Origin of the sequence: Flavobacterium segetis (assembly GCF_900129575.1) — a bacterium.
GTDB lineage: Bacteria > Bacteroidota > Bacteroidia > Flavobacteriales > Flavobacteriaceae > Flavobacterium > Flavobacterium segetis.
In genome coordinates, this window is sequence record NZ_FQWE01000001.1 from 123567 (window position 1) to 143688 (window position 20122).

Below are 20122 nucleotides of genomic sequence, written 5' to 3' on the forward strand. Positions count from 1 at the left end.
TTTAACCGATTAAACTATTAAAATGAAGAACATTGCCATCATCATGGGCGGATATTCCAGCGAATACAAAATCTCTTTGATAAGCGGAAACGTGGTTTATCAATTTCTAGACAAAACAAAATACAACGCTTTCAGAATCCATATTTTTAAAGAAAAATGGGTTTATGTTGATGACAATGACACCGAATTCCCCATTGATAAAAATGATTTTTCAGTGACCGTTTCTGGAAATAAAACGACTTTTGATTGTGTTTTTAATGCCATTCATGGAACACCAGGCGAAGATGGATTGATGCAAGCCTATTTTGAACTTTTAAATATCGCACAAACTTCTTGCGATTATTACCAAGCCGCACTAACATTCAACAAGCGTGATTTATTGTCGGTTTTAAAACCTTACGGAATCAAAACGGCGACTTCCTATTACTTAAATAAAGGAGATAAAATTAACGAAGACGAAATTGTAGCAAAAGTAGGGTTACCTTGTTTTGTAAAACCAAATAAAGCAGGATCAAGTTTTGGCATCTCTAAGGTAAAAACCGCTGCTGAATTACCTATTGCCATTGAATTGGCTTATCAAGAAGATAACGAAATCATTATTGAAAGCTTCTTGGATGGTACCGAAGTTTCTGTAGGCGTCATTAACTATAATGGGAAAGTTATCGTTTTACCCATCACAGAAATTGTCTCTGAAAATGATTTCTTCGATTATGAGGCTAAATATCTTGGGAAATCACAAGAAATCACACCCGCTAGAATCTCTGATGAAATGACTCTAAAAGTAAGCGAAATAGCCAAACGAGCATATGAAGTCTTGAAAATGAAAGGCTTCTCTCGTAGCGAATTTATAATTGTAGAAGGGGAACCATTCATGCTGGAAATGAACACTATTCCGGGATTAACTACTGAGAGTTTAATTCCGCAGCAAGCTAAAGCTGCTGGTATTTCACTTGAAGATTTGTTTACAAATGCTATTGAATTGGCTTTAGTATAAAACAATGAGTATATAAAATGAGTATAATGTTATAAATGTATTTCAAATTGCCACGAAGACACTAAAGCACCAATCCATATTTAAATTGTGCCTTTGCGGCTAAGAAAATAAAAAAAGTCCTATCCAAACTAAAAAATAAAAATTTGGGCCTTTGTGCCTCTCTGGCTAGGCAAATCAAGAAACTATTAGTCAAATAAAAATTCATGCATTGTGCCTTTGAGGCTAATGAAAATCAAGCATAATAATTAGCGGTGAAAAAAAATAAAATAATGAAAAAAGCAATATTCCCAGGATCTTTTGATCCAATAACGTTAGGTCATGAGGACATTATTAATAGATCAGTATCACTCTTTGACGAAATCGTAATCGCCATTGGCGTCAATGCTGAGAAAAAATATATGTTTTCACTAGAAGATCGAAAACGATTTATAGAGGAAACTTTCAAAGACGAACCCAAAGTTTCTGTAATCACATACGAAGGGCTAACTACTGAACTATGTAAAAAACTAAATGCAGATTTCATTTTGCGTGGTTTGCGCAATCCAGCCGATTTCGAATTTGAAAAAGCAATCGCTCATACGAATCGCCGTTTATCTAAAATTGAAACAGTATTTTTATTGACAGCTGCAAAAACCTCTTACATTAGCTCAAGCATAGTTAGGGATGTTCTTAGAAACGGCGGACAATATGAATTACTCGTTCCTGACGCAGTTCGAGTAAAATAATTTTAAAGTTAATATAGTTTATTTGCCATGCTACAAGCGTATCATTATTATTTTTTAAAAGCAACTTAAGTAATCATTCTACGATCAATATTCAAAAGAATTTGGAATACAATTAAACACTACCTTAATAAATTGCGTAAACTATTTTAAATGGTAAATTCGCAAAAAATAAAGACAACATACAATGAGCATAGAAAGAGAATTAAACAAACGTAGTGGATCAAAATGTGAACTTTGTGGCGCAACTGAAAACTTAAATGTGTACGAAGTACTTCCAACAAAAAAAGGAGGAGTCGATGAAAGTATAATGGCTTGTTCCACTTGTATTAGCCAAATCGAAAATCCCGATGTAGTAGATTTAAACCATTGGCGATGTTTAAACGATAGTATGTGGAGCGAACAAGTTCCGGTACAAGTTGTAGCTTGGAGAATATTAAGTCGTTTGCGTTCTGCTGGATGGCCTCAAGAATTATTAGACCAAATGTATTTAGATGAAGATAATTTAGCTTGGGCACAAGCTACAGGCGAAGGAGAAGAGGACGAAAATAAAATAATACATCGCGACAGTAACGGCGTAATATTGGAGCATGGCGATTCAGTTGTATTAATAAAAGACTTGAAAGTAAAAGGTTCAAGTATGGTCGCTAAACAAGGAACTGCAGTCCGAAACATACGTTTAGATCATGAAAATGCTGAATATATTGAAGGAAAAGTCGATGGACAAACGATTGTAATTATCACACAGTACGTTAAGAAAACTTAAATTTAAGTTTTAAGTAGTTATTTTTTGAGTGTTCAGTTTCATAAGGGGTCAGTGTTCAGTTCTGAGTAATCAATAAAAAAAGCGTTAGCAAGTATAAATTTATACTGCTAACGCTTTTTTTATTTTTCTTTACCACCCAAAAATACAATTCCAATTATCACGCTGGAAGCGACTCAACAATATCGATCAACTTTATAGCGATACTTCCAGCATGACAAAATTGAGGTTAAAAATAAAAGAAATCGCTAGCAAAAAATTATTTCTTGCTAACGGCTTTTTACTACGGAAATATGTAAGTTTAGATTTTATTACCTAAAACCTGTACGTTCTTTTATTAATAATTAAATACAACTCCAATTATCACGCTGGAGGAGACTCGGCATTATCGAGATACTTTATAGAGATACTTCGAGTATGAAAAAGTAAAAATAAACTTTATCAAGCCACGTCTACCAAACAATACAATTCCAATTGTCACGCTGGAAGCGACTCAATACTATTGACCAACTTTATAGGAATGCCTCCAGCATAAAAAATTAAATGAACTGAGTACTTTTAAAAACTGGTTAGTGCTCACTATTTTTTTTAAGCTTAATACTGAGCACTTACTAGTATTTCAAAACTGAATACCCAACAATCAATATTATTTAAAGCTGACCACTACTCTACTCCTCTTCTTTCTTAATAACTTTTCTCGCTACTTCGATTTTAAATTTTTTTCCTTTCATTTTTTGATCTCTAATAGCATGAAGTAAATCTTTTACTTTATTGAATTTCACTGCTGCAAAGGAAATAAAATCTTTTACTTCAATCAATCCTAAATCACCTTTTTCAAGATTACCTTTTTGAGAAAAGAAACCTACAATATCAATTTTATTTAATTTATTTTTCTTTCCGCCACTAATGTAAATGGTTTGGAATTGAGGTGGTTTAGGTAAAGAAATATTATTTTCTGTATTAAAAACTGGCATCCCATAATCTAAATAATCTACTTTTTTCTCACTTTCATGAGTAATTATATAAGCTGTTCCAGATGCTAGCATCCTAGCAGTACGACCATTTCTATGTGTAAACTCATCCTCTTTAGCAGGCAAATGATAATGTATTACGTGATTCATCTCGGGAATGTCAAGACCACGAGCGGCTAAATCAGTGGTAATTAAATAACTGACACTTCCATTACGAAACTGAATTAACGCTCGTTCTCTCTCATCCTGATCCATTCCGCCATGATAATAAGTCGCATAAATTCCTTTTTCGTTCAAGGTGTCGCTAATTCTTTCTGCAGCATCGCGGTGATTACAAAAAACAATAGCTGATTCTGATTTTAAAGAGCAAATCAAGTTGAACAAACTACCTATTTTGTCTTTTTCCTTAGACACTACCATTTTCATTGCAAGATTTGATTCCTGCTCATTTTCGGGGATAAAGTCTAAAATTGTTGGATTCACCACTCTTGTATACCTTGGAATCTCAATATCAGATGTGGCTGAAACCAGAACACGCTTATTCAATTTGGTTAATTTACCTATGATAAACGACATTTGCTCATGAAAACCCAATTGCAATGACTTATCAAATTCATCAAGAATTAAGGTTTGAATTTTATCAATACGAAAAGTTCCTCTATCAATATGATCTGCAATTCGGCCTGGCGTTCCTATTAAAACTGCGGGCGGATTACTTAAATTTTTAATTTCAGTGTCTATAGAATGTCCGCCGTAACAAACATTAACTTTATATTCAGTACCCATTTTTTTCCAAACTTGCTCAATCTGCAATCCTAATTCACGCGACGGAACTAGAATCAAACTTTGAACAGAAAGAATTTCGGGCTGTAACATTTCTAAAATAGGCAATAAAAAAGCGAGTGTTTTTCCTGAACCCGTTGGCGAAAGCAATAAAACATTGTTATCATTTAAAATCGCATCTTGAGCAACTTCTTGCATTTCGTTTAAGCTTTCAATGCCTAAATTCAACAGTATATTGTTAGAATGGTGTTTCTTATTCATTTTTGTTTATTTGTGCAAAGGTAATTTTAAATTTTAATGTTTTGTTTTTTTTAAATAAGTCCTTTCACTGAGTTGCCGCCTTCTAAAAAAGTATCTAAAAAATAGTTACATTTGATATTCAATTTAAAAATCAAACTATGCGATTTTTTACATTTTTTCTTCTACTATTATCAGTTAGTTTGCTGGCACAAAAAACAACTAAATACGATACTTTTTTCGAAAAAGGAAATGGCAATCAATCTGCTAATTACCAAGAAACAATTAATTATTACCGCCTTTTAGCTAAAGATTTTCCAACTATTGAAATTCAAGAAATGGGACTTACGGATAGTGGAGTTCCTCTAAATATAGTGATTTTTAGTGCTTGTAAACAATTTGATTTTGATAAAATTAAAAAAAATAAAGCTGTAATTTTATTAAATAATGGAATTCACGCGGGCGAGCCCGACGGTATAGATGCCAGTATGCAACTATTTAGAGATTTGGCTTTAAGCCGCATAAGCGTTCCAAAAAATACTGTCATCGTTTCTATTCCTGTTTACAATATAGGTGGCTATTTAAATCGAAATTCAACATCAAGAGCCAATCAAGATGGACCAGAAGTGTATGGTTTTAGAGGAAATGCTAGAAACTATGATTTAAATCGCGACTTTATAAAATCAGATACGAGAAACACAAAAAGTTTTATAGAAATATTCCACAAAATAAATCCTGATATTTTTATTGATAATCATGTAAGCAATGGCGCTGATTACCAATATAAATTGACTTATATCATGACACAGCACAACAAATTAGGAACTATTTTAGGTGATTTTTTAAATACTGATATGATGCCAGAGCTAGTGAAGGATCTACAAAAAAAGAAAATTGAAACTACTCCCTATGTAAACGCATTTTCAGATACACCTGACAAAGGTTTTGCGCAATTTTTCGAGAGTCCGCGATATGCAACGGGTTACACTTCTTTATTCAACACTATCGGTTTTGTAGTTGAAACGCACATGCTTAAAAAATATGCCGAACGCGTTAGAGTTACTTATGAATATATGCGATCCGCAATTGATTTTACAGATGCTAATTATTCTAAAATTAAACAATTAAGATTAAAAAATGAAGAGCAGTACCAACCGCAAAAATCCTACACTATAAAATGGGAAATTGATACTACAAAATCGCTGCCGTTCCCATTTTTAGGATATCAAGCAAGCTATAAAAAAAGTGATGTAACAACAGGAAATCGATTGTTCTACGACCGCACAAAACCGTATAAAAAAGATGTTCCCTTTAGCAAAGAATACAAATCCACTAAAGAGATTATCATACCTTCAGCGTATATTATACCACAAGGATTTTGGGACGTTATAGAGTTGTTAAAAAGTAACGGAATTCAAATGCAAGAGCTAAAAAAAGACACGCTAATTGAGGTAGAAAGCTACCGCATTGCTGATTTTAAAACGGTAAATTCGGCTTATGAAGGACACTATTTACATAGAAATACGACGCTAACATCTCAAATAAAAAAGTTAACTTTTGCTAAAGGAGATTACATTGTTTCAACAGCACAAAAGGGTGTAAAATATTTACTAGAAACACTAGAGCCTGAAGCGGTTGATTCCTTTTTTAATTGGAATTTCTTTGATACCATTTTACAACAAAAAGAAGGCTATTCCAACTATGTTTTTGAGGATACGGCGGCACAAATAATGAAAGAGAATCCCAAATTAAAAGCAGAATTTGACCAAAAAAAGCAAAGTGATGCCGACTTTTTAAAAATTCCAGAAGCACAATTGGATTGGATTTATAAACATTCCGAGTATTACGAAAAAGCTCATTTACAGTATCCCGTATATCGCATTTTAAAATAATAACGATGATTTTTTGCTTTTAAATTCAAAAATAAGCAATCAGAATTTTAATATAAATGGTGAAAAATAAAACGCAGATTTCACGGATTTACATAAATAAATTTGTAGACATCCGCCTTTAAATTTTTACCGTTTTAGTGACCTCAAAGTAGCAATTAATTATAACTTATTCTCCTCTTCAAATAATAATTTGATATTTTCGTATGAATTTTTTAGCGCTTCCTTAACTTGCTCTGGATTGAGCCAAGCTACTTTTTCTATACCTTCTTCGATTTGACCTTTTGGCGTGCCTTCAAAGTCGGATTGCATTTCATACCAATGTGTAATTTTTAACTTATACTTGCTATTTCTTCTAAAAACATGGTAGGTTTTTTGAAGCTTATGAGAAATGGACAACCCATTTACACCAGTCTCCTCCTCTACTTCACGCATTGCTGTGTCTTCTAGTTCTTCTCCCTTTTCAATACCGCCTTTTGGCAAATCCCATTTACCATTTCGAAAAATAAATAATACTTCACCCTTTTTATTATATACTAATCCTCCTCCAGCTTTGCAAACACTAATTTTAGATTTTAATGTCTTCATAATCAAGCTTTCATCAGGATGATACAAATAAGCTTTCTGGATTTTATTTTGAAATATTTTTACTATAAGTTGTTCTATGTCAATACTTTCTAATAGAAATAACTGAAAATCAGTCTCCTTAGAGATGTGATTTGTCAAAAAAAGTGGCTTGTCGTTAACAAAAACTTTATACATTTGTACTATGATTTTTAATAAAGATACAGCCGAAAAAACAGCCGAATTCCTTTTGCAAATAAATGCAATTAAATTGAATCCAAGAAATCCTTTTACATGGGCTTCGGGATGGAAATCGCCAATCTATTGTGATAACCGATTAATTCTCTCATTTCCAGCAGTAAGAAATTATATTAGAGATGAATTCTCGAAAAATATTGAAAAGCAATTTGGAAAACCAGATGTTATTGCCGGTGTTGCCACTGGCGCGATAGGAATTGGAGTTCTAGTAGCAGAAAGTTTGGGATTACCTTTCGTTTATGTCCGACCAGAAGCTAAAAAACACGGAAGACAAAATCAGGTTGAAGGATTTTTACAAAAAGGACAAAATGTTGTTGTTGTAGAAGATTTGATAAGTACCGGAAACAGCAGTTTGATGGCTGTTGCGGCTCTTCGTGAAGCAGGTGCTAATGTTAAAGGCATGGCTGCAATATTTACTTACGGATTTAGTGTGGCCGAAGAAAACTTTAAAGCAGCTAACATTGATTTGTATTCATTAAGCAATTATCAACATTTATTGAATTTGGCTGTAGCCAAAAGGTATATCACTGATGATGAAGAACAAACACTACGAGAATGGAATGTGAGTCCTTCTACTTGGACAACTGAGGTTTAATAATTAAAAATAATAGAAAATGAACTTAGAAAGTCCTAAAGTTACAGTTGAAAAATCAGCTCTTGAATTATTTAACTCGCTCAGTGATGTCAGAAATTTTGAAAAATTAATGCCAGAAAATATAGCTAAATTTGAAGTTATTGGCGAAGACGCTTTTATTTTTGGGTTGAAAGGAATGCCCGAAATTAAGTTAAAAATGAAAGAGAAAGTTGAACCAACAAAAATTGTTTTAGGTGCCGCAAGTGATAAATTGCCTTTTACTTTGATAGCAAATATTGAATCTTTATCTGAAAATTCAAGCGCTGTAAAACTTGATTTTGAAGGTGAGTTTAATGCTATGATGGCTATGATGATAAAAGGACCTATTGGAAAATTCATTGAAACTTTAGCAAGCAATATGCATAAATTGTAGTTTTAAAAACTTTTAAAAAGTAAAAAAAGACAAAGAAATTAGACGATTGTTTATTTTCTTTGCTTTTTTTGTTAAATGTGATTGTATTTTATTTACCTCCAATATTATCAATACGATTTTATTTATTATGAATACATCAATAAAGCATTTGTACTTCTTTGATATCAAATTCCGGAATTGAATCGTCCTCCAACATAATTTTTAGCTTTCCAGTCGCAGAAACGCCTTGAATTATACCCATAAACTTATTAGATTGCATATCTGAAAAAGGCATTGGGATTCCTTTTTTAAATAAATAACTTGTGTATTTGCTGTTAAATAATAATTTTAAAGATTGCCATAGAATGAAATTTTTTTCAATAGTTTCAGCAATTGTATATAACAGATTTTCTAATTCAAAGTTTTGACCGCTCATTATGACCAAAGAGGATGCACGCGGCAAATTTTCAAAGTTAGTTTGGTTCACGTTTAAACCCAATCCAACAACAGAAGCAATTGTTCCATCTCCTTTAACACTGTTTTCAATTAAAATGCCACCAATCTTTTTATTATCTGACATTATGTCGTTAGGCCATTTTATACTAAGTTTAGGGATATTGAGTGATTGTAAGACTTCTAGAATAGAAACAGAAACTAGGATATTGAGATTAAAAATCTGATGAACATTTAATAAAAAATCTTTAATCAAAATACTCATTATTAAGTTTTTACCAACTTCAGACGACCAAACAGCTCCCATTTGCCCCTTACCTTTTGTTTGACTATTTGCAGTTACAACAGTAAAATTATTTATATTTTGCTGGTTTGACAGGCCTTTAAGGAACTCATTTGTAGAATCTATGGCATCGAGTTTGATTACTTTCATTTTACGTTTTTTGTAAACAGAATTTAATATTATGTTAAGGTTCAAAAATAATGACAAAAAATGGTAACTTTACAAACTTATATAAAAATAATTCATGGCGAAAAAGACTGTAAATAATGACATCCTACTAGCGAATATCATTAACGGGATTGAAGAAGTAAAAGGTAGTGATATTACAATTCTTGACTTAAGAGAAATAGATACAGCGGTATGTGATTACTTCATAATATGTAGTGGAAATTCAAATACACAAGTCAATGCCATTGTAGGTTCTATCCAGAAAACAGTTTCTAAAGAGTTGAAAGACAAGCCTTGGCATGTTGAGGGAACTGATAATGCAGAGTGGGTATTAATGGATTATGTGAATATTGTAGTTCACGTTTTTCAAAAACACATTCGAGAATATTACAACATCGAAAGTTTATGGGGCGATGCTAAAATAACTACCATTGAAAACAAATACTAAAGACACCTAAAGCACAGTAATGGCGAAAGAGAATAATCCTAATCCGAATAAGTTTAAAGTAAGTCCGTGGTTAATTTACACGGCAATTTTATTAATTTTCTTATTTATAAGTTTTATAACTGGCGGTTCTAGTTTAAATGAACCTGGACAGCTAACTTCATCTAAATTTAACGAATACTTAAATAAAGGTCAAATTGACAAGGTCACAGTTTATAATAAAACAGAAGCTGAAGTGTTTCTTAGTGCAGCTGCGTTAAAAGATGCCGCACACAAGAAAGTATCAAAAGATGTTTTTGATAGACCTAACAAAGGACCACATTACACCTTTGACATTGGGAATGATCAGATCTTCCAAAATAAATTGGAAGCTGCAGTTAAGGAAGGGAAGCTTAAAGATTTTAATTTCTTACCAAAAAATAACTGGTCAGATATTTTGATTAGTCTTTTGCCAATTATAATTATCATCGCTGTATGGATCTTTATCATGAGAAAAATGTCTGGTGGCGGCGCTGGCGGAGGAGGTCAGATTTTTAATATTGGAAAATCAAAAGCAAAATTATTTGATGAAAAAACCGATATCAAAACAACTTTTAAAGATGTTGCTGGTCTAGAAGGAGCAAAAGAGGAGATACAAGAAATTGTAGAGTTTTTAAAGAATCCTGAAAAATACACTAACTTGGGTGGGAAAATCCCTAAAGGAGCCTTACTTGTTGGTCCTCCAGGAACAGGTAAAACCTTGTTAGCGAAAGCAGTAGCTGGTGAAGCACAAGTACCATTCTTCTCATTGTCAGGATCTGATTTTGTTGAAATGTTTGTAGGTGTAGGTGCTTCTCGTGTGAGAGATTTATTTAAACAAGCTAAAGAAAAATCTCCAGCTATCATTTTTATTGATGAGATCGACGCAGTTGGTAGAGCTAGAGGAAAAAGCAATATGTCAGGTGGTAATGACGAACGTGAAAATACATTGAACCAATTATTAACAGAAATGGACGGTTTTGGAACTAATTCCAATGTAATTGTTTTAGCTGCAACTAATAGAGCCGATGTACTTGATAAAGCATTAATGCGCGCTGGTCGATTTGACAGACAAATTTTTGTTGATTTACCAGACATTAGAGAAAGAGCTGAAATTTTCCAAGTACACTTAGCACCAATCAAAAAAGTTGAAGGTTTAGATTTAGATTTCTTAGCGAAACAAACACCAGGTTTTTCCGGAGCTGATATAGCAAATGTTTGTAACGAAGCGGCACTAATTGCAGCGCGTCATAATAAAACAGCTGTGGATAGGCAAGATTTCTTAGATGCTGTTGATAGAATTATTGGTGGACTGGAGAAGAAGAATAAAATTATTACACCAGACGAGAAAAGAGCTATTGCAATTCATGAAGCTGGCCATGCAACTGTTAGCTGGATGCTCGAACATGCCGCTCCGCTTATTAAAGTAACAATTGTTCCCCGAGGTCAAAGCTTAGGTGCAGCCTGGTATTTACCTGAAGAAAGACAAATCGTACGAACTGATCAAATGCTAGACGAAATGTGTGCTACAATGGGCGGTAGAGCCGCAGAAAAAGTGACATTCGACAGAATATCAACAGGTGCATTAAGTGACTTAGAAAAGGTGACTAAACAAGCTCGTGCCATGGTAACAATTTATGGTTTAAATGATAAAATAGGAAATGTTACTTATTATGATTCTTCAGGACAAGGTGATTATAATTTTTCAAAACCATATTCTGATGAAACTGCTAAGGTCATCGATGCCGAAATTTCAACTTTAATTGAAGGCCAATACGAAAGAGCAATAAATATCTTAGAACAAAATAAAGACAAATTGAACCAATTAGCAGATATCTTAATCGAAAAAGAAGTAATCTTTAAAGACGATTTAGAAGCAATCTTTGGAAGAAGAGAATGGGACAAAAATCTTGAAGAAGTGGTGTCTTAAAGTACATCATTACTCAATTATATAAAAATCTTAATTCAAAAACCTCTTTTGAATTAAGATTTTTTTATCTTTGGACGTTTTCAAGTATTAATGAAGTAGTTTAAAAGTGTATGAGTCTTTTTAGAAAAATCTTTGGGTCCAGTAATCTAGCTTCTGATGAAGAAAAAGAAACTGAATTTAGTAAACCTTTTACCGAGAATACAACTGCTATCGACGAACTTTTCATTCATAATTTTAAAAAAAATGGAGGTAAGTTTCTCTATTGTGAAAATATTAAAGAAATAAAAGAACAATTTGAAAACATCTTAGAAGAAAATGACTGGTTTGAAAGCGACGTGCTTTGTTATGACCCCGCTTTATATGGTATGCTAGATGATAATAAATTAACGTACAGCAAAACCACTAATCCTAAATTTTTATTTGCAAATTGTGAAAATTTAATAGCCGATGAAGGTTCTATTTTATTCTCCTCCAAACAAGTTAAACAGCACAAACCAAATGAACTGCCAGAAAACATAATTGTTTTAGGTAAAACGAGTCAAATAATAGGTGAGAAAACAGACGGACTTAGCGCTATTAAAAGAAAATATATAACAGATTATCCAACTAATATAACGACAATAAAATACTTCCAGAAAGTCCAAGAAGAAGACTTTACTCAATATGGAAGTTCAGCAAAAAATCTTTATTTACTGCTTTTAGAAGATCTGTAAGATGAATGAAACTCTAAAACGAGGTATATCAGGCGCTGTTTATATCATATTATTACTTGTCTCCATTTTATATTCTCTTGAAACTTTTTTTTTGTTATTTGGGATTTTTCTACTCATTGCAATCTATGAATTTTGTAATCTAGTAAATTTAAAAAAACCATTTCCTCTGCTCATAGGGTTTTTTATGTATACTATTGTAACCTTAGTTAGTAATTACAATAAAATTACTGAGGAAAAATTAAAAAAAATATTTAACATAGATGTAGAACTAGCAGTCAATATACAGCAATTGAATACCGTATTACTGGTAATTTCTCTTGTTGTTCTACTTAAGTGTATTCTATTTTTATTTTACGATAGCATACAAACTATCAGCAATTCTTCAAAATACTTATATTTAGTAGGCTATATTATTTTACCTTTTGTGTTTATTACTAAAATTTCATTTGGAATAAACGATTATAATCCGAAAATTATTATTGGATTATTTATATTAGTTTGGACTAATGACACCTTTGCTTACATAGTGGGTAAATCTATAGGACGTACCAAATTATTTGAAAAGATATCACCTAAAAAAACAATAGAAGGATTTGTAGGCGGAGTATTATTTGCTGTTTTAGCAGGATATATAATTTCAAAATATTACATAAAAGCAAATCCTGAATTTAGCGATAGATCCATCTTAATTTGGATCTCTATTGCTGTGATTGCAGGGATTGCAGGAACTATCGGCGACCTAATAGAATCTAAATTCAAGAGAATTGCTGGTGTAAAAGATAGCGGAAGCATAATGCCCGGTCACGGAGGCATACTAGATCGTTTAGATAGTGTTATATTTGTAGCACCAATTATTTTTTTATTTTATCAAATTTTAAATTATGTTTCATAAAGAAGGAATCCAATCCATTTTACTAGGAAGTATTTTTACCGCTATAATCCTTTTACTGTCTGATTATTTTATCCAAATCGTTTGGCTAAGAATGGCTGTACAAATTGCTACTTTGCTACTTTTGATTATTATTCTACAGTTTTTTAGAAATCCAAAAAGGGACGTAATCCTAAATGAAAATCAAATTCTTGCACCTGTAGATGGCAAAGTTGTGGTTATAGAAGAAGTATTTGAAGGAGAATATTTTAAAGATAAGCGTTTGCAAATCTCTATTTTTATGTCACCTATTAACGTACACGTAACACGTTATGGACTTAGTGGTGTTGTAAAATTTAGCAGATACCATCCTGGAAAATTTTTAGTGGCTTGGCACCCAAAAGCAAGTGAAGAAAATGAACGTACCACTATAGTTATCGAAAATAAAAGTTTTGGTGCTGTTTTATATCGTCAAATTGCTGGCGCATTAGCAAGACGTATAGTAAATTACGCAAAGGAAGGCATGCAAGTTGTTCAGGGAACTGATGCTGGTTTTATAAAATTCGGTTCAAGAGTTGATATTTTTCTACCAATAGGAACTCCTATTAACGTGATTTTAAATCAAAAAGCAGTAGGAGGTAAAACTGTGATTGCTACTAAATTATAATGATTGAAAGAGACCTAGATACTCGATTTGCAGAGGCAGTTGAAATAGCAGTTGCAATGACTCAAGCCTCTTTACCTCAGGATGATCAATTAAGACTATATGCTTTGTATAAACAAGCAACTATGGGAACTGTAGATCTTAAGCAGAATTCAGCATACCATCTAAGAGATGCTTTTAAAACTAATGCTTGGATGCAAATCAGTCATTTAAGTATTGATGAAGCAAAAGAAAATTACATCTTAATGATCCATTCCTTAAAATAAATATTTGGAAAGAATTAATTTTTTTTAAGTTTTATAAGACTTCAACAAAAATAATTTTAATCGAAATTTACTAAAAATCGAATGAAAACTAAATTATGAAAAAATCTACATCTTTATTACCTATTCTATTTTTTGTTTTGTTATTACAATCTTGTAATGACAAAAAGCTAATTGAAGTTGTCGAAGTCCCTTTACCAACGGTTGTTGAGCAAAAAATAGCAATGGGATCGCCAGATGATATTAAAGCTGACGAAGGTTCTTTTCAACTTGAAAAATTAGGTTATGCTTACGATGCTTTAGCGCCAAGCATATCAGCTACAACATTAGAACTACACTACTCTAAACATTATTTATCCTATACTAATAATTTAAATAAAGCAATTAAAGATACACCGCTTGAAAACTTAAATATAGAAGAAGTTTTAGCAAAACTAGACCCAAACAATGAAGCTATAAGAAACAATGCGGGAGGGTTTTACAACCATTCTTTATATTGGAAATGCATGTCGTCAAAAGGTGGAGGTGAACCAGAAAGTAGCTTGGCAGAGGCTTTAACTCGAGATTTTGGATCAGTTAATAACTTTATTTCGCTTTTTAAGAATGAAGCTTCACAACAATTTGGCTCTGGTTGGATATGGTTAATTGTCGATCGAGCAGGAAAACTTCAAGTCACCAGTACTCCTAATCAAGATAACCCCTTAATGCGAAATGCAATAATACCTGGAACTCCAATATTAGCTCTGGATGTCTGGGAACATGCGTATTATATCGATTATCAGAACAAAAGAGGTAATTATATTGATGCTTTTTTCAGAGTAATTAATTGGCAAAAAATAGGTGAAAGTTACGAAAACACATTACAGAAATAAATTTAAAAAATCAGTTGAAAAGTGCTGTTCCAATTATGAAACAGCACTTTTTTGCATATAAATCTAATTATAAGTAGCTTTCGCTAATTAATTCATTTCCAATTGATAGATAAAAGATTCTGATGGTGCGATCTTAATTGTTGCTGTTCCGTCTCCCTTCACAACTTTGAGTATTATAGAATTGTTTTGATAAATTTGATCAGTTAATGTATAACGTCCATCTTTTAAATTCCATTTTTGGATAATATCTGATGGTATTTTTAACTCAAAATAACTATCCGTTAACCAAGAAAAGTTGGTTACAATTATTAATTTTTGATCTTGAGACCAGCGTGCAAAGGCATAAATTCCTGGAGCATATCCTCTAGTGCTACCTTCATTAAAAGTTTGTATCTCTTGATATTTCCCCATTAATGCTGAACTTCTGATCGAAAAGTTTAATAGTCTTTTATAAAAATCACGAAGTTTTTTTTCTTGTTTTTTTAATTGCCCTCCGTCAAACATACCATCATTCATCCATCGCTGATGATTAGGCACACCTATATAATCAAAAATGGAAGTTCGTGTTTGTGTTCCAAAGCCTGCATTTTCTTTGCCAGCCTCACCTACTTCTTGACCAAAATAAACCATAGTTGGTGAAGTGCCTACGGTTGTAGAGTATACCATTAAGGGTTTTCCCTTTTGTGGCGTTCCCGCAAATTGCTCACTTGCTAAACGTTGTTCGTCGTGGTTATCTAAAAAATGCAACATATTATGTTCAATGTCTTCAAGTCCCGCTTGAATAATTGTCAACTCATTTGGAGCCGATTTACCTTGAATAATATCTTTGAGTTTATCGTAAGTTTCTACTTTGTCATATAGGTAATCCATTTTGCCCAAATGAATATAGTTTCGATATTCTTTTGGGTTATACACTTCTGCCAGTAGAAATGCGTCTGGATTATTTACTTTTATTGCAGAATTCATATAACTCCAAAATTCGACTGGAACCATTTCAGCCATGTCAAAGCGAAAACCATCGACTCCTTTTGCTGTCCAATATAAAGCAATATCTTTAAATTTTATCCATGAGTTTGGAACATCTTTATTTTTCCAAAAATCGAAATGGTCTTGATAGGATTTCGTCTCAAAACCTGGCGGTAGTTCTGGAAAATCTTTGGATCCATTAGGTCGGATTCCATAATTTATCTTCACCGTTTCATACCAATCATTTTTGTCTGGTTTTGCCATTCGAGATCCGTTTCCGGTCCATTTTGCCGGATTTTCTTCAAAATATCCATCAATTAATAGATTTTTCTCGCCGTTAAGTGGCACGACACCGTTTGGGACTTCAAATTGAGTTTTAGTAATATAGTAAAAGTTATTGTCTCTTTTATATTCAACTGTAACATCATCTTCGGCACCAAAATCTTTTATTCCCACTGGATTGGTCTTACCTTCATATTTGCGAGCGATATGATTGGGAACAATATCAATTAATACTTTCATTCCCGCCTTGTGCGTTCTCTTGATTAGTGATTCAAATTCTTGTAACCTATTTACTGGATCAACAGCTAGATCAGGATTTACATTATAATAATCCTTGACCGCGTAAGGCGAACCAGCACGACCTTTGATTACCTCTGGATCATCATTGGAAATTCCAATTGCAGTGTAATCTCTAACTAAAGCATGATGCGGCACTCCGGTATACCAAATATAGGTTACACCTAAATCTTTAATTTCGTTTAAAGCTACATCTGTGAAATCATTGAATTTCCCAACACCGTTTTCTTCAATTGTTCCCCAAGGCTTATTAGTTGTGTTTTTATTTCCAAATAATCGAGTAAATACCTGATAAACCACCTCTTTATTTGCGGTAGAAGTTTCCTTTTGTTTTAAATTCATTTTTGTTTGACCCGATTTACAAGCTGAAACAAAAATTATTGTGCTCAGACTTATTACCCCTACCGTTTTTTTAATCATTATAAAGTTTTTAAGACGATTTATTAGAAATACATCTAAGATAGAATCCCACTGTATTTAAAACTGACCTTTAAAATTAATGTAATTTATTGCAAATAGTGATTTTGGTTTCTTAATTACAATGAATTTATTTAAATACCAATAACTACAACGAAAGAGTTATTCTATTTGTTGATAACTTTAGAATTTCTCTCTACGACGATTTTTGATAGAAAATGATTATTTATATATTCAATTACATTAGATAATAAATTGACTTTGAGCTAACGCAACTAAATAATTATTCACTTAACAAAAACAATTTATGCCTTTTAAAAATTCGAACTCCTTATTTCGCTCTGTTATAAATAAACCTTAATATAGATTAGGATTGTATGCTTTTTCATAAATTTGTTGAAAATTAATTCCATTGAAGAAATCGTTATTTTTTGTTTGTTGTTTTTTGCAAATAGTATTTTCGCAAATAGTTTTGGCACAAGCCCCAAAAAAAATTGTTATAGAAAACTCTGATTTTGCTGATGTCAATCAAGTAGAGATTCCTGACGCGCTCTTACTAATAGGAAATGTGCGTGTAAATCATGATGGAATTGTGATGACTTGCAATAAAGCCTATTATTTCCAAAAAGAAAATTATATAAAAGCTTTTGGCAATGTACAAATGATTCAAGGTGATACTTTGTTTTTGAATAGTAAATATGCAGAATACAATGGTAATTTAAAAAAAGCCTTTGCATCAGGCGATGCAGTCATGAGTTCTCCAGACGCAACATTAGAAACAGAAATTATTAATTTTGACCGAAATATTCAGGAAGTTTTTTATGATACTCCGGGAACAATAGTCAATAAAGATAATGTCTTAAAAAGTAATGCCGGACGCTATTACGTTAATGAAAAAAAATTTAAATTTTTAACTGCCGTTACAATTACCAATCCCACCTACGTAATTAAATCAAATCATCTTGATTATTATAGTAATTCCGGACACTCTTATCTTTTTGGACCATCAACAATTACTAGTAAAGCGAATTATATTTATACAGAAAAAGGATTTTATGATACTAAAAAAAATCTAGCTCACTTTCTCAATAAATCTTACATTAAGTATGATGATAGGGTAATTCGTGGAGATAGTTTATATTATGATCGCAATAGAGAATTTGCATCGGCCACCAGAAATGTTAAAATAACGGATTCTGTTAATCGAGGTATTATAAAAGGTCATTATGCTGAAATGTATAAAAAGAAAGATTCTGTATTTGTAACTAAAAGAGCATTAGCTGTAAACTTTGTCGAAAATGATTCTGTTTACATTCATGGAAAAAAATTAATGGTGACTGGAAAAGAAGGTGATAGAATAATCAGAGCTTTCAATAATGTTCGCTTTTTCAAAACAGACATGAGTGGAAAATGTGATTCTATTCATTCTAGTTCAAAAACTGCTTTGACTAAGATGATAGGAAATCCAATCCTTTGGAACGGAAAAAGCCAGATAACAGGAGACATCATGCATCTTATTGGAAACAATACCACTAAAAAATTAGACTCTTTAAAAGTTTTAAGCAATACTTTTATTGTTTCAAAAGACACTATTGGCACTGGTTTTAACCAAGTAAAAGGTCAAAATTTATATGGTAAGTTTGACGAGGGAAAGCTACGAGATGTCGACATTATAAAAAATGCCGAAGTTATTTATTATATGCGAAATGATGCTCAAGAGCTTATTGGGATAAATAAAAATGTTAGTAGCAAAATTAACCTTCTTTTAAACAAAAATGAAATTGAAACCATCACGTTCTTTCAGCAAGTGGATGGAGATATTTATCCTGAAAGTGAACTGCCTGAAAATGCTCGTAAATTAAGAGGATTAGTGTGGCGCGGTGAAGAACAAATTAACTCAAAAGACGATATTTTTCCTCCTGAAGAGGATGAAGAAAATGCTATAATAGTCAAAGAAACGAAATCAGTCGAAGTCAAGCAATTAGAACCGATGAAAATTAGAAAGGAAACTTTGAACTACGACAAAAAACAAAAACCAAAATCAGCGAAAGCTGAAAAAGTTAAATAAAAAATAATTATAGTTTTGAAAACTGATTTTTTAAAATATCAAGCACAAACTTCACCATATCCTTTAGGTATGGAGGTTTCTCATGCAGTAGGTTCATACATTTATAATACTGATAATAAAAAATATTTAGATTTTGTAGCAGGAGTTTCAGCTTGTTCACTTGGACATCAGCATCCAAAGGTAAATCAAGCAATAAAAGATCAACTTGATAAATATTCACATGTAATGGTTTATGGTGAATATTCACAAAGTCCCGCTGTTGAATATTGTAAATTATTAGCCTCACTCCTACCGCCCTCATTAGACAAAACGTATCTAGTTAATTCAGGGACTGAGGGAATTGAAGGAGCGCTAAAGCTCGCAAGACGAACTACAGGACGTAGCCAGTTAATATCGTGTCATAATGCGTATCATGGAAATACCATGGGATCGATGAGTGTGATGGGGTTTGAGGAACGAAAACAAGTTTTTCGACCCCTAATTCCTGATGTTGATTTTATTACATTCAACAATGAAGACGACTTACAAAAAATAACAACAAAAACAGCAGGAATAATTTTAGAAACTATTCAAGGTGGAGCTGGTTTTATTCAGCCACACAATGATTTTCTTAAAAAAGTACGTCAGCGTTGTGATGAAGTTGGGGCCATGATGATTCTCGACGAAATTCAACCCGGTTTTGGAAGAACAGGAAAACTTTTTGGATTTCAAAATTATGATGTCATTCCTGATATTGTCGTAATGGGAAAAGGAATGGGTGGCGGAATGCCTGTGGGAGCCTTCACCGCATCATCAGCAAGAATGGATTTATTGAGTGATAATCCTAAATTAGGACACATAACTACCTTTGGAGGTCATCCTGTCATAGCGTCAGCCTGTTTGGCAACTTTGAAGGAAATCACCGAGACCAACTTAATGTCCGAAGCTTTAGAGAAGGAAAAATTATTTAGATCGCTTCTGGTACATCCTTTGATAGAAGAGATACGAGGTAAAGGATTAATGCTTGCAGCAATGACAAAAAGCGCTGATATTACAAATGAAGTAATCCTGAAGTGTCAAGACAGAGGACTAATTTTATTCTGGTTACTATTTGAAGGAACTGCAATAAGAATTACGCCGCCGCTTACCATTTCAGAAGATGAAATACGAGAAGGATGTAACATAATTCTTGAAGTAATGGATGAAATTTTAAATCGTTAATGTTTTTTGGAGCTAATCCGGCTATGCGTTGCAATCTTTTATGTGCGC

19 protein-coding genes are annotated in these 20122 nt (G+C 32.6%); 15 read left to right on the forward strand and 4 right to left on the reverse strand.

Annotation, left to right across the window (positions count from 1 at the left end; all coding sequences use genetic code 11):
• Positions 1-22 precede the first annotated feature (22 nt).
• The 3 genes from BUA99_RS00575 (at position 23) to BUA99_RS00585 (ending at position 2482) form a co-directional block, all read left to right on the forward strand.
• Positions 23-994 carry a D-alanine--D-alanine ligase gene (locus tag BUA99_RS00575; RefSeq protein WP_072986834.1) on the forward strand — a complete coding sequence of 324 codons (972 nt, stop codon included), beginning with the start codon at positions 23-25 and terminating at the stop codon, positions 992-994.
• A gap of 269 nt (positions 995-1263) precedes the next feature.
• Positions 1264-1719 carry a pantetheine-phosphate adenylyltransferase gene (coaD, locus tag BUA99_RS00580; protein ID WP_072987686.1) on the forward strand — a complete coding sequence of 152 codons (456 nt, stop codon included), beginning with the start codon at positions 1264-1266 and terminating at the stop codon, positions 1717-1719.
• A gap of 184 nt (positions 1720-1903) precedes the next feature.
• Positions 1904-2482 carry a PhnA domain-containing protein gene (locus tag BUA99_RS00585; RefSeq protein WP_072986835.1) on the forward strand — a complete coding sequence of 193 codons (579 nt, stop codon included), beginning with the start codon at positions 1904-1906 and terminating at the stop codon, positions 2480-2482.
• 665 nt (positions 2483-3147) lie between these two features.
• Here the strand turns inward: BUA99_RS00585 and BUA99_RS00590 are convergent.
• Complete coding sequence (locus tag BUA99_RS00590; RefSeq protein WP_072986836.1) at positions 3148-4494, reverse strand: DEAD/DEAH box helicase; 1347 nt, start codon at positions 4492-4494, stop codon at positions 3148-3150.
• 137 nt (positions 4495-4631) lie between these two features.
• Here BUA99_RS00590 and BUA99_RS00595 point away from each other — a divergent pair, with 137 nt between their 5' ends.
• Complete coding sequence (locus BUA99_RS00595; protein WP_072986837.1) at positions 4632-6362, forward strand: M14 family metallopeptidase; 1731 nt, start codon at positions 4632-4634, stop codon at positions 6360-6362.
• A gap of 159 nt (positions 6363-6521) precedes the next feature.
• Here BUA99_RS00595 and BUA99_RS00600 read toward each other — a convergent pair whose 3' ends face one another.
• Complete coding sequence (locus tag BUA99_RS00600; protein WP_072986843.1) at positions 6522-7121, reverse strand: NUDIX hydrolase; 600 nt, start codon at positions 7119-7121, stop codon at positions 6522-6524.
• Between the two features lie 7 nt (positions 7122-7128).
• Here BUA99_RS00600 and pyrE point away from each other — a divergent pair, with 7 nt between their 5' ends.
• Together pyrE and BUA99_RS00610 are read left to right on the forward strand one after the other, a co-directional pair.
• The gene (gene pyrE / locus BUA99_RS00605) at positions 7129-7776 is read left to right on the forward strand and encodes an orotate phosphoribosyltransferase (protein ID WP_072986844.1); all 648 of its coding nucleotides are present in this window, start codon (positions 7129-7131) and stop codon (positions 7774-7776) included.
• 19 nt (positions 7777-7795) lie between these two features.
• The gene (locus BUA99_RS00610; protein ID WP_072986845.1) at positions 7796-8188 is read left to right on the forward strand and encodes an orotate phosphoribosyltransferase; all 393 of its coding nucleotides are present in this window, start codon (positions 7796-7798) and stop codon (positions 8186-8188) included.
• A gap of 136 nt (positions 8189-8324) precedes the next feature.
• Here BUA99_RS00610 and BUA99_RS00615 read toward each other — a convergent pair whose 3' ends face one another.
• On the reverse strand, positions 8325-9053 hold the full coding sequence (locus tag BUA99_RS00615) for a biotin--[acetyl-CoA-carboxylase] ligase (RefSeq protein WP_072986846.1): 729 nt from the start codon (positions 9051-9053) through the stop codon (positions 8325-8327).
• A gap of 94 nt (positions 9054-9147) precedes the next feature.
• On the opposite strand from BUA99_RS00615, the gene rsfS reads away from it, so the two are divergent.
• The 7 genes from rsfS to BUA99_RS00650 all read left to right on the forward strand — a co-directional run bounded on the left by rsfS (position 9148) and on the right by BUA99_RS00650 (position 14844).
• Entirely contained in the window at positions 9148-9519 is a 372-nt protein-coding gene (gene rsfS, locus BUA99_RS00620; RefSeq protein WP_072986847.1) for a ribosome silencing factor, read from the forward strand.
• A 19-nt stretch (positions 9520-9538) separates the two neighbouring features.
• Positions 9539-11464 (forward strand): ATP-dependent zinc metalloprotease FtsH, encoded by a 1926-nt coding sequence (gene ftsH, locus BUA99_RS00625; protein ID WP_072986848.1) that lies wholly within the window; start codon positions 9539-9541, stop codon positions 11462-11464.
• Positions 11465-11574: 110 nt separating this feature from the next.
• Positions 11575-12177 carry a lactate utilization protein B/C gene (locus BUA99_RS00630; RefSeq protein WP_072986850.1) on the forward strand — a complete coding sequence of 201 codons (603 nt, stop codon included), beginning with the start codon at positions 11575-11577 and terminating at the stop codon, positions 12175-12177.
• Position 12178: 1 nt separating this feature from the next.
• On the forward strand, positions 12179-13069 hold the full coding sequence (locus tag BUA99_RS00635; protein ID WP_072986851.1) for a phosphatidate cytidylyltransferase: 891 nt from the start codon (positions 12179-12181) through the stop codon (positions 13067-13069).
• Positions 13059-13712, forward strand: a complete 654-nt coding sequence (locus BUA99_RS00640) for a phosphatidylserine decarboxylase family protein (protein ID WP_072986853.1) — start codon at positions 13059-13061, stop codon at positions 13710-13712. The genes BUA99_RS00635 and BUA99_RS00640 overlap by 11 nt, the downstream gene beginning before the upstream one ends.
• Positions 13712-13975, forward strand: coding sequence for an acyl-CoA-binding protein (locus BUA99_RS00645; protein ID WP_072986855.1), 264 nt, complete (start codon positions 13712-13714; stop codon positions 13973-13975). The genes BUA99_RS00640 and BUA99_RS00645 overlap by 1 nt, the downstream gene beginning before the upstream one ends.
• Before the next feature lie 95 nt (positions 13976-14070).
• Positions 14071-14844: a superoxide dismutase gene (locus BUA99_RS00650; RefSeq protein ID WP_072986857.1), complete on the forward strand. Its 774-nt coding sequence runs from the start codon at positions 14071-14073 to the stop codon at positions 14842-14844.
• 87 nt (positions 14845-14931) lie between these two features.
• Here BUA99_RS00650 and BUA99_RS00655 read toward each other — a convergent pair whose 3' ends face one another.
• Positions 14932-16809 carry an alpha-amylase family protein gene (locus tag BUA99_RS00655; RefSeq protein ID WP_072986859.1) on the reverse strand — a complete coding sequence of 626 codons (1878 nt, stop codon included), beginning with the start codon at positions 16807-16809 and terminating at the stop codon, positions 14932-14934.
• Positions 16810-17278: 469 nt separating this feature from the next.
• On the opposite strand from BUA99_RS00655, the gene BUA99_RS00660 reads away from it, so the two are divergent.
• A complete protein-coding gene (locus tag BUA99_RS00660) occupies positions 17279-18874 on the forward strand; it encodes an OstA-like protein (RefSeq protein ID WP_234972866.1) in 1596 nt (531 codons plus the stop codon).
• A gap of 15 nt (positions 18875-18889) precedes the next feature.
• Positions 18890-20074, forward strand: coding sequence for an aspartate aminotransferase family protein (locus tag BUA99_RS00665; protein ID WP_143151698.1), 1185 nt, complete (start codon positions 18890-18892; stop codon positions 20072-20074).
• Positions 20075-20122: the final 48 nt, after the last annotated feature.

Excerpts from the sequence above, each read along its gene's own strand:
- BUA99_RS00590 (WP_072986836.1), bottom strand. The coding sequence starts at position 4,494 with ATGAATAAGAAACACCATTCTAACAATATACTGTTGAATTTAGGCATT.
- BUA99_RS00600 (WP_072986843.1), bottom strand. The coding sequence starts at position 7,121 with ATGTATAAAGTTTTTGTTAACGACAAGCCACTTTTTTTGACAAATCAC.
- BUA99_RS00585 (WP_072986835.1), top strand. The coding sequence starts at position 1,904 with ATGAGCATAGAAAGAGAATTAAACAAACGTAGTGGATCAAAATGTGAA.
- BUA99_RS00655 (WP_072986859.1), bottom strand. The coding sequence starts at position 16,809 with ATGATTAAAAAAACGGTAGGGGTAATAAGTCTGAGCACAATAATTTTT.
- BUA99_RS00595 (WP_072986837.1), top strand. The coding sequence starts at position 4,632 with ATGCGATTTTTTACATTTTTTCTTCTACTATTATCAGTTAGTTTGCTG.
- coaD (WP_072987686.1), top strand. The coding sequence starts at position 1,264 with ATGAAAAAAGCAATATTCCCAGGATCTTTTGATCCAATAACGTTAGGT.
- rsfS (WP_072986847.1), top strand. The coding sequence starts at position 9,148 with ATGGCGAAAAAGACTGTAAATAATGACATCCTACTAGCGAATATCATT.
- BUA99_RS00650 (WP_072986857.1), top strand. The coding sequence starts at position 14,071 with ATGAAAAAATCTACATCTTTATTACCTATTCTATTTTTTGTTTTGTTA.
- ftsH (WP_072986848.1), top strand. The coding sequence starts at position 9,539 with ATGGCGAAAGAGAATAATCCTAATCCGAATAAGTTTAAAGTAAGTCCG.
- BUA99_RS00630 (WP_072986850.1), top strand. The coding sequence starts at position 11,575 with ATGAGTCTTTTTAGAAAAATCTTTGGGTCCAGTAATCTAGCTTCTGAT.
- BUA99_RS00640 (WP_072986853.1), top strand. The coding sequence starts at position 13,059 with ATGTTTCATAAAGAAGGAATCCAATCCATTTTACTAGGAAGTATTTTT.
- BUA99_RS00615 (WP_072986846.1), bottom strand. The coding sequence starts at position 9,053 with ATGAAAGTAATCAAACTCGATGCCATAGATTCTACAAATGAGTTCCTT.
- pyrE (WP_072986844.1), top strand. The coding sequence starts at position 7,129 with ATGATTTTTAATAAAGATACAGCCGAAAAAACAGCCGAATTCCTTTTG.
- BUA99_RS00635 (WP_072986851.1), top strand. The coding sequence starts at position 12,179 with ATGAATGAAACTCTAAAACGAGGTATATCAGGCGCTGTTTATATCATA.
- BUA99_RS00610 (WP_072986845.1), top strand. The coding sequence starts at position 7,796 with ATGAACTTAGAAAGTCCTAAAGTTACAGTTGAAAAATCAGCTCTTGAA.
- BUA99_RS00645 (WP_072986855.1), top strand. The coding sequence starts at position 13,712 with ATGATTGAAAGAGACCTAGATACTCGATTTGCAGAGGCAGTTGAAATA.
- BUA99_RS00575 (WP_072986834.1), top strand. The coding sequence starts at position 23 with ATGAAGAACATTGCCATCATCATGGGCGGATATTCCAGCGAATACAAA.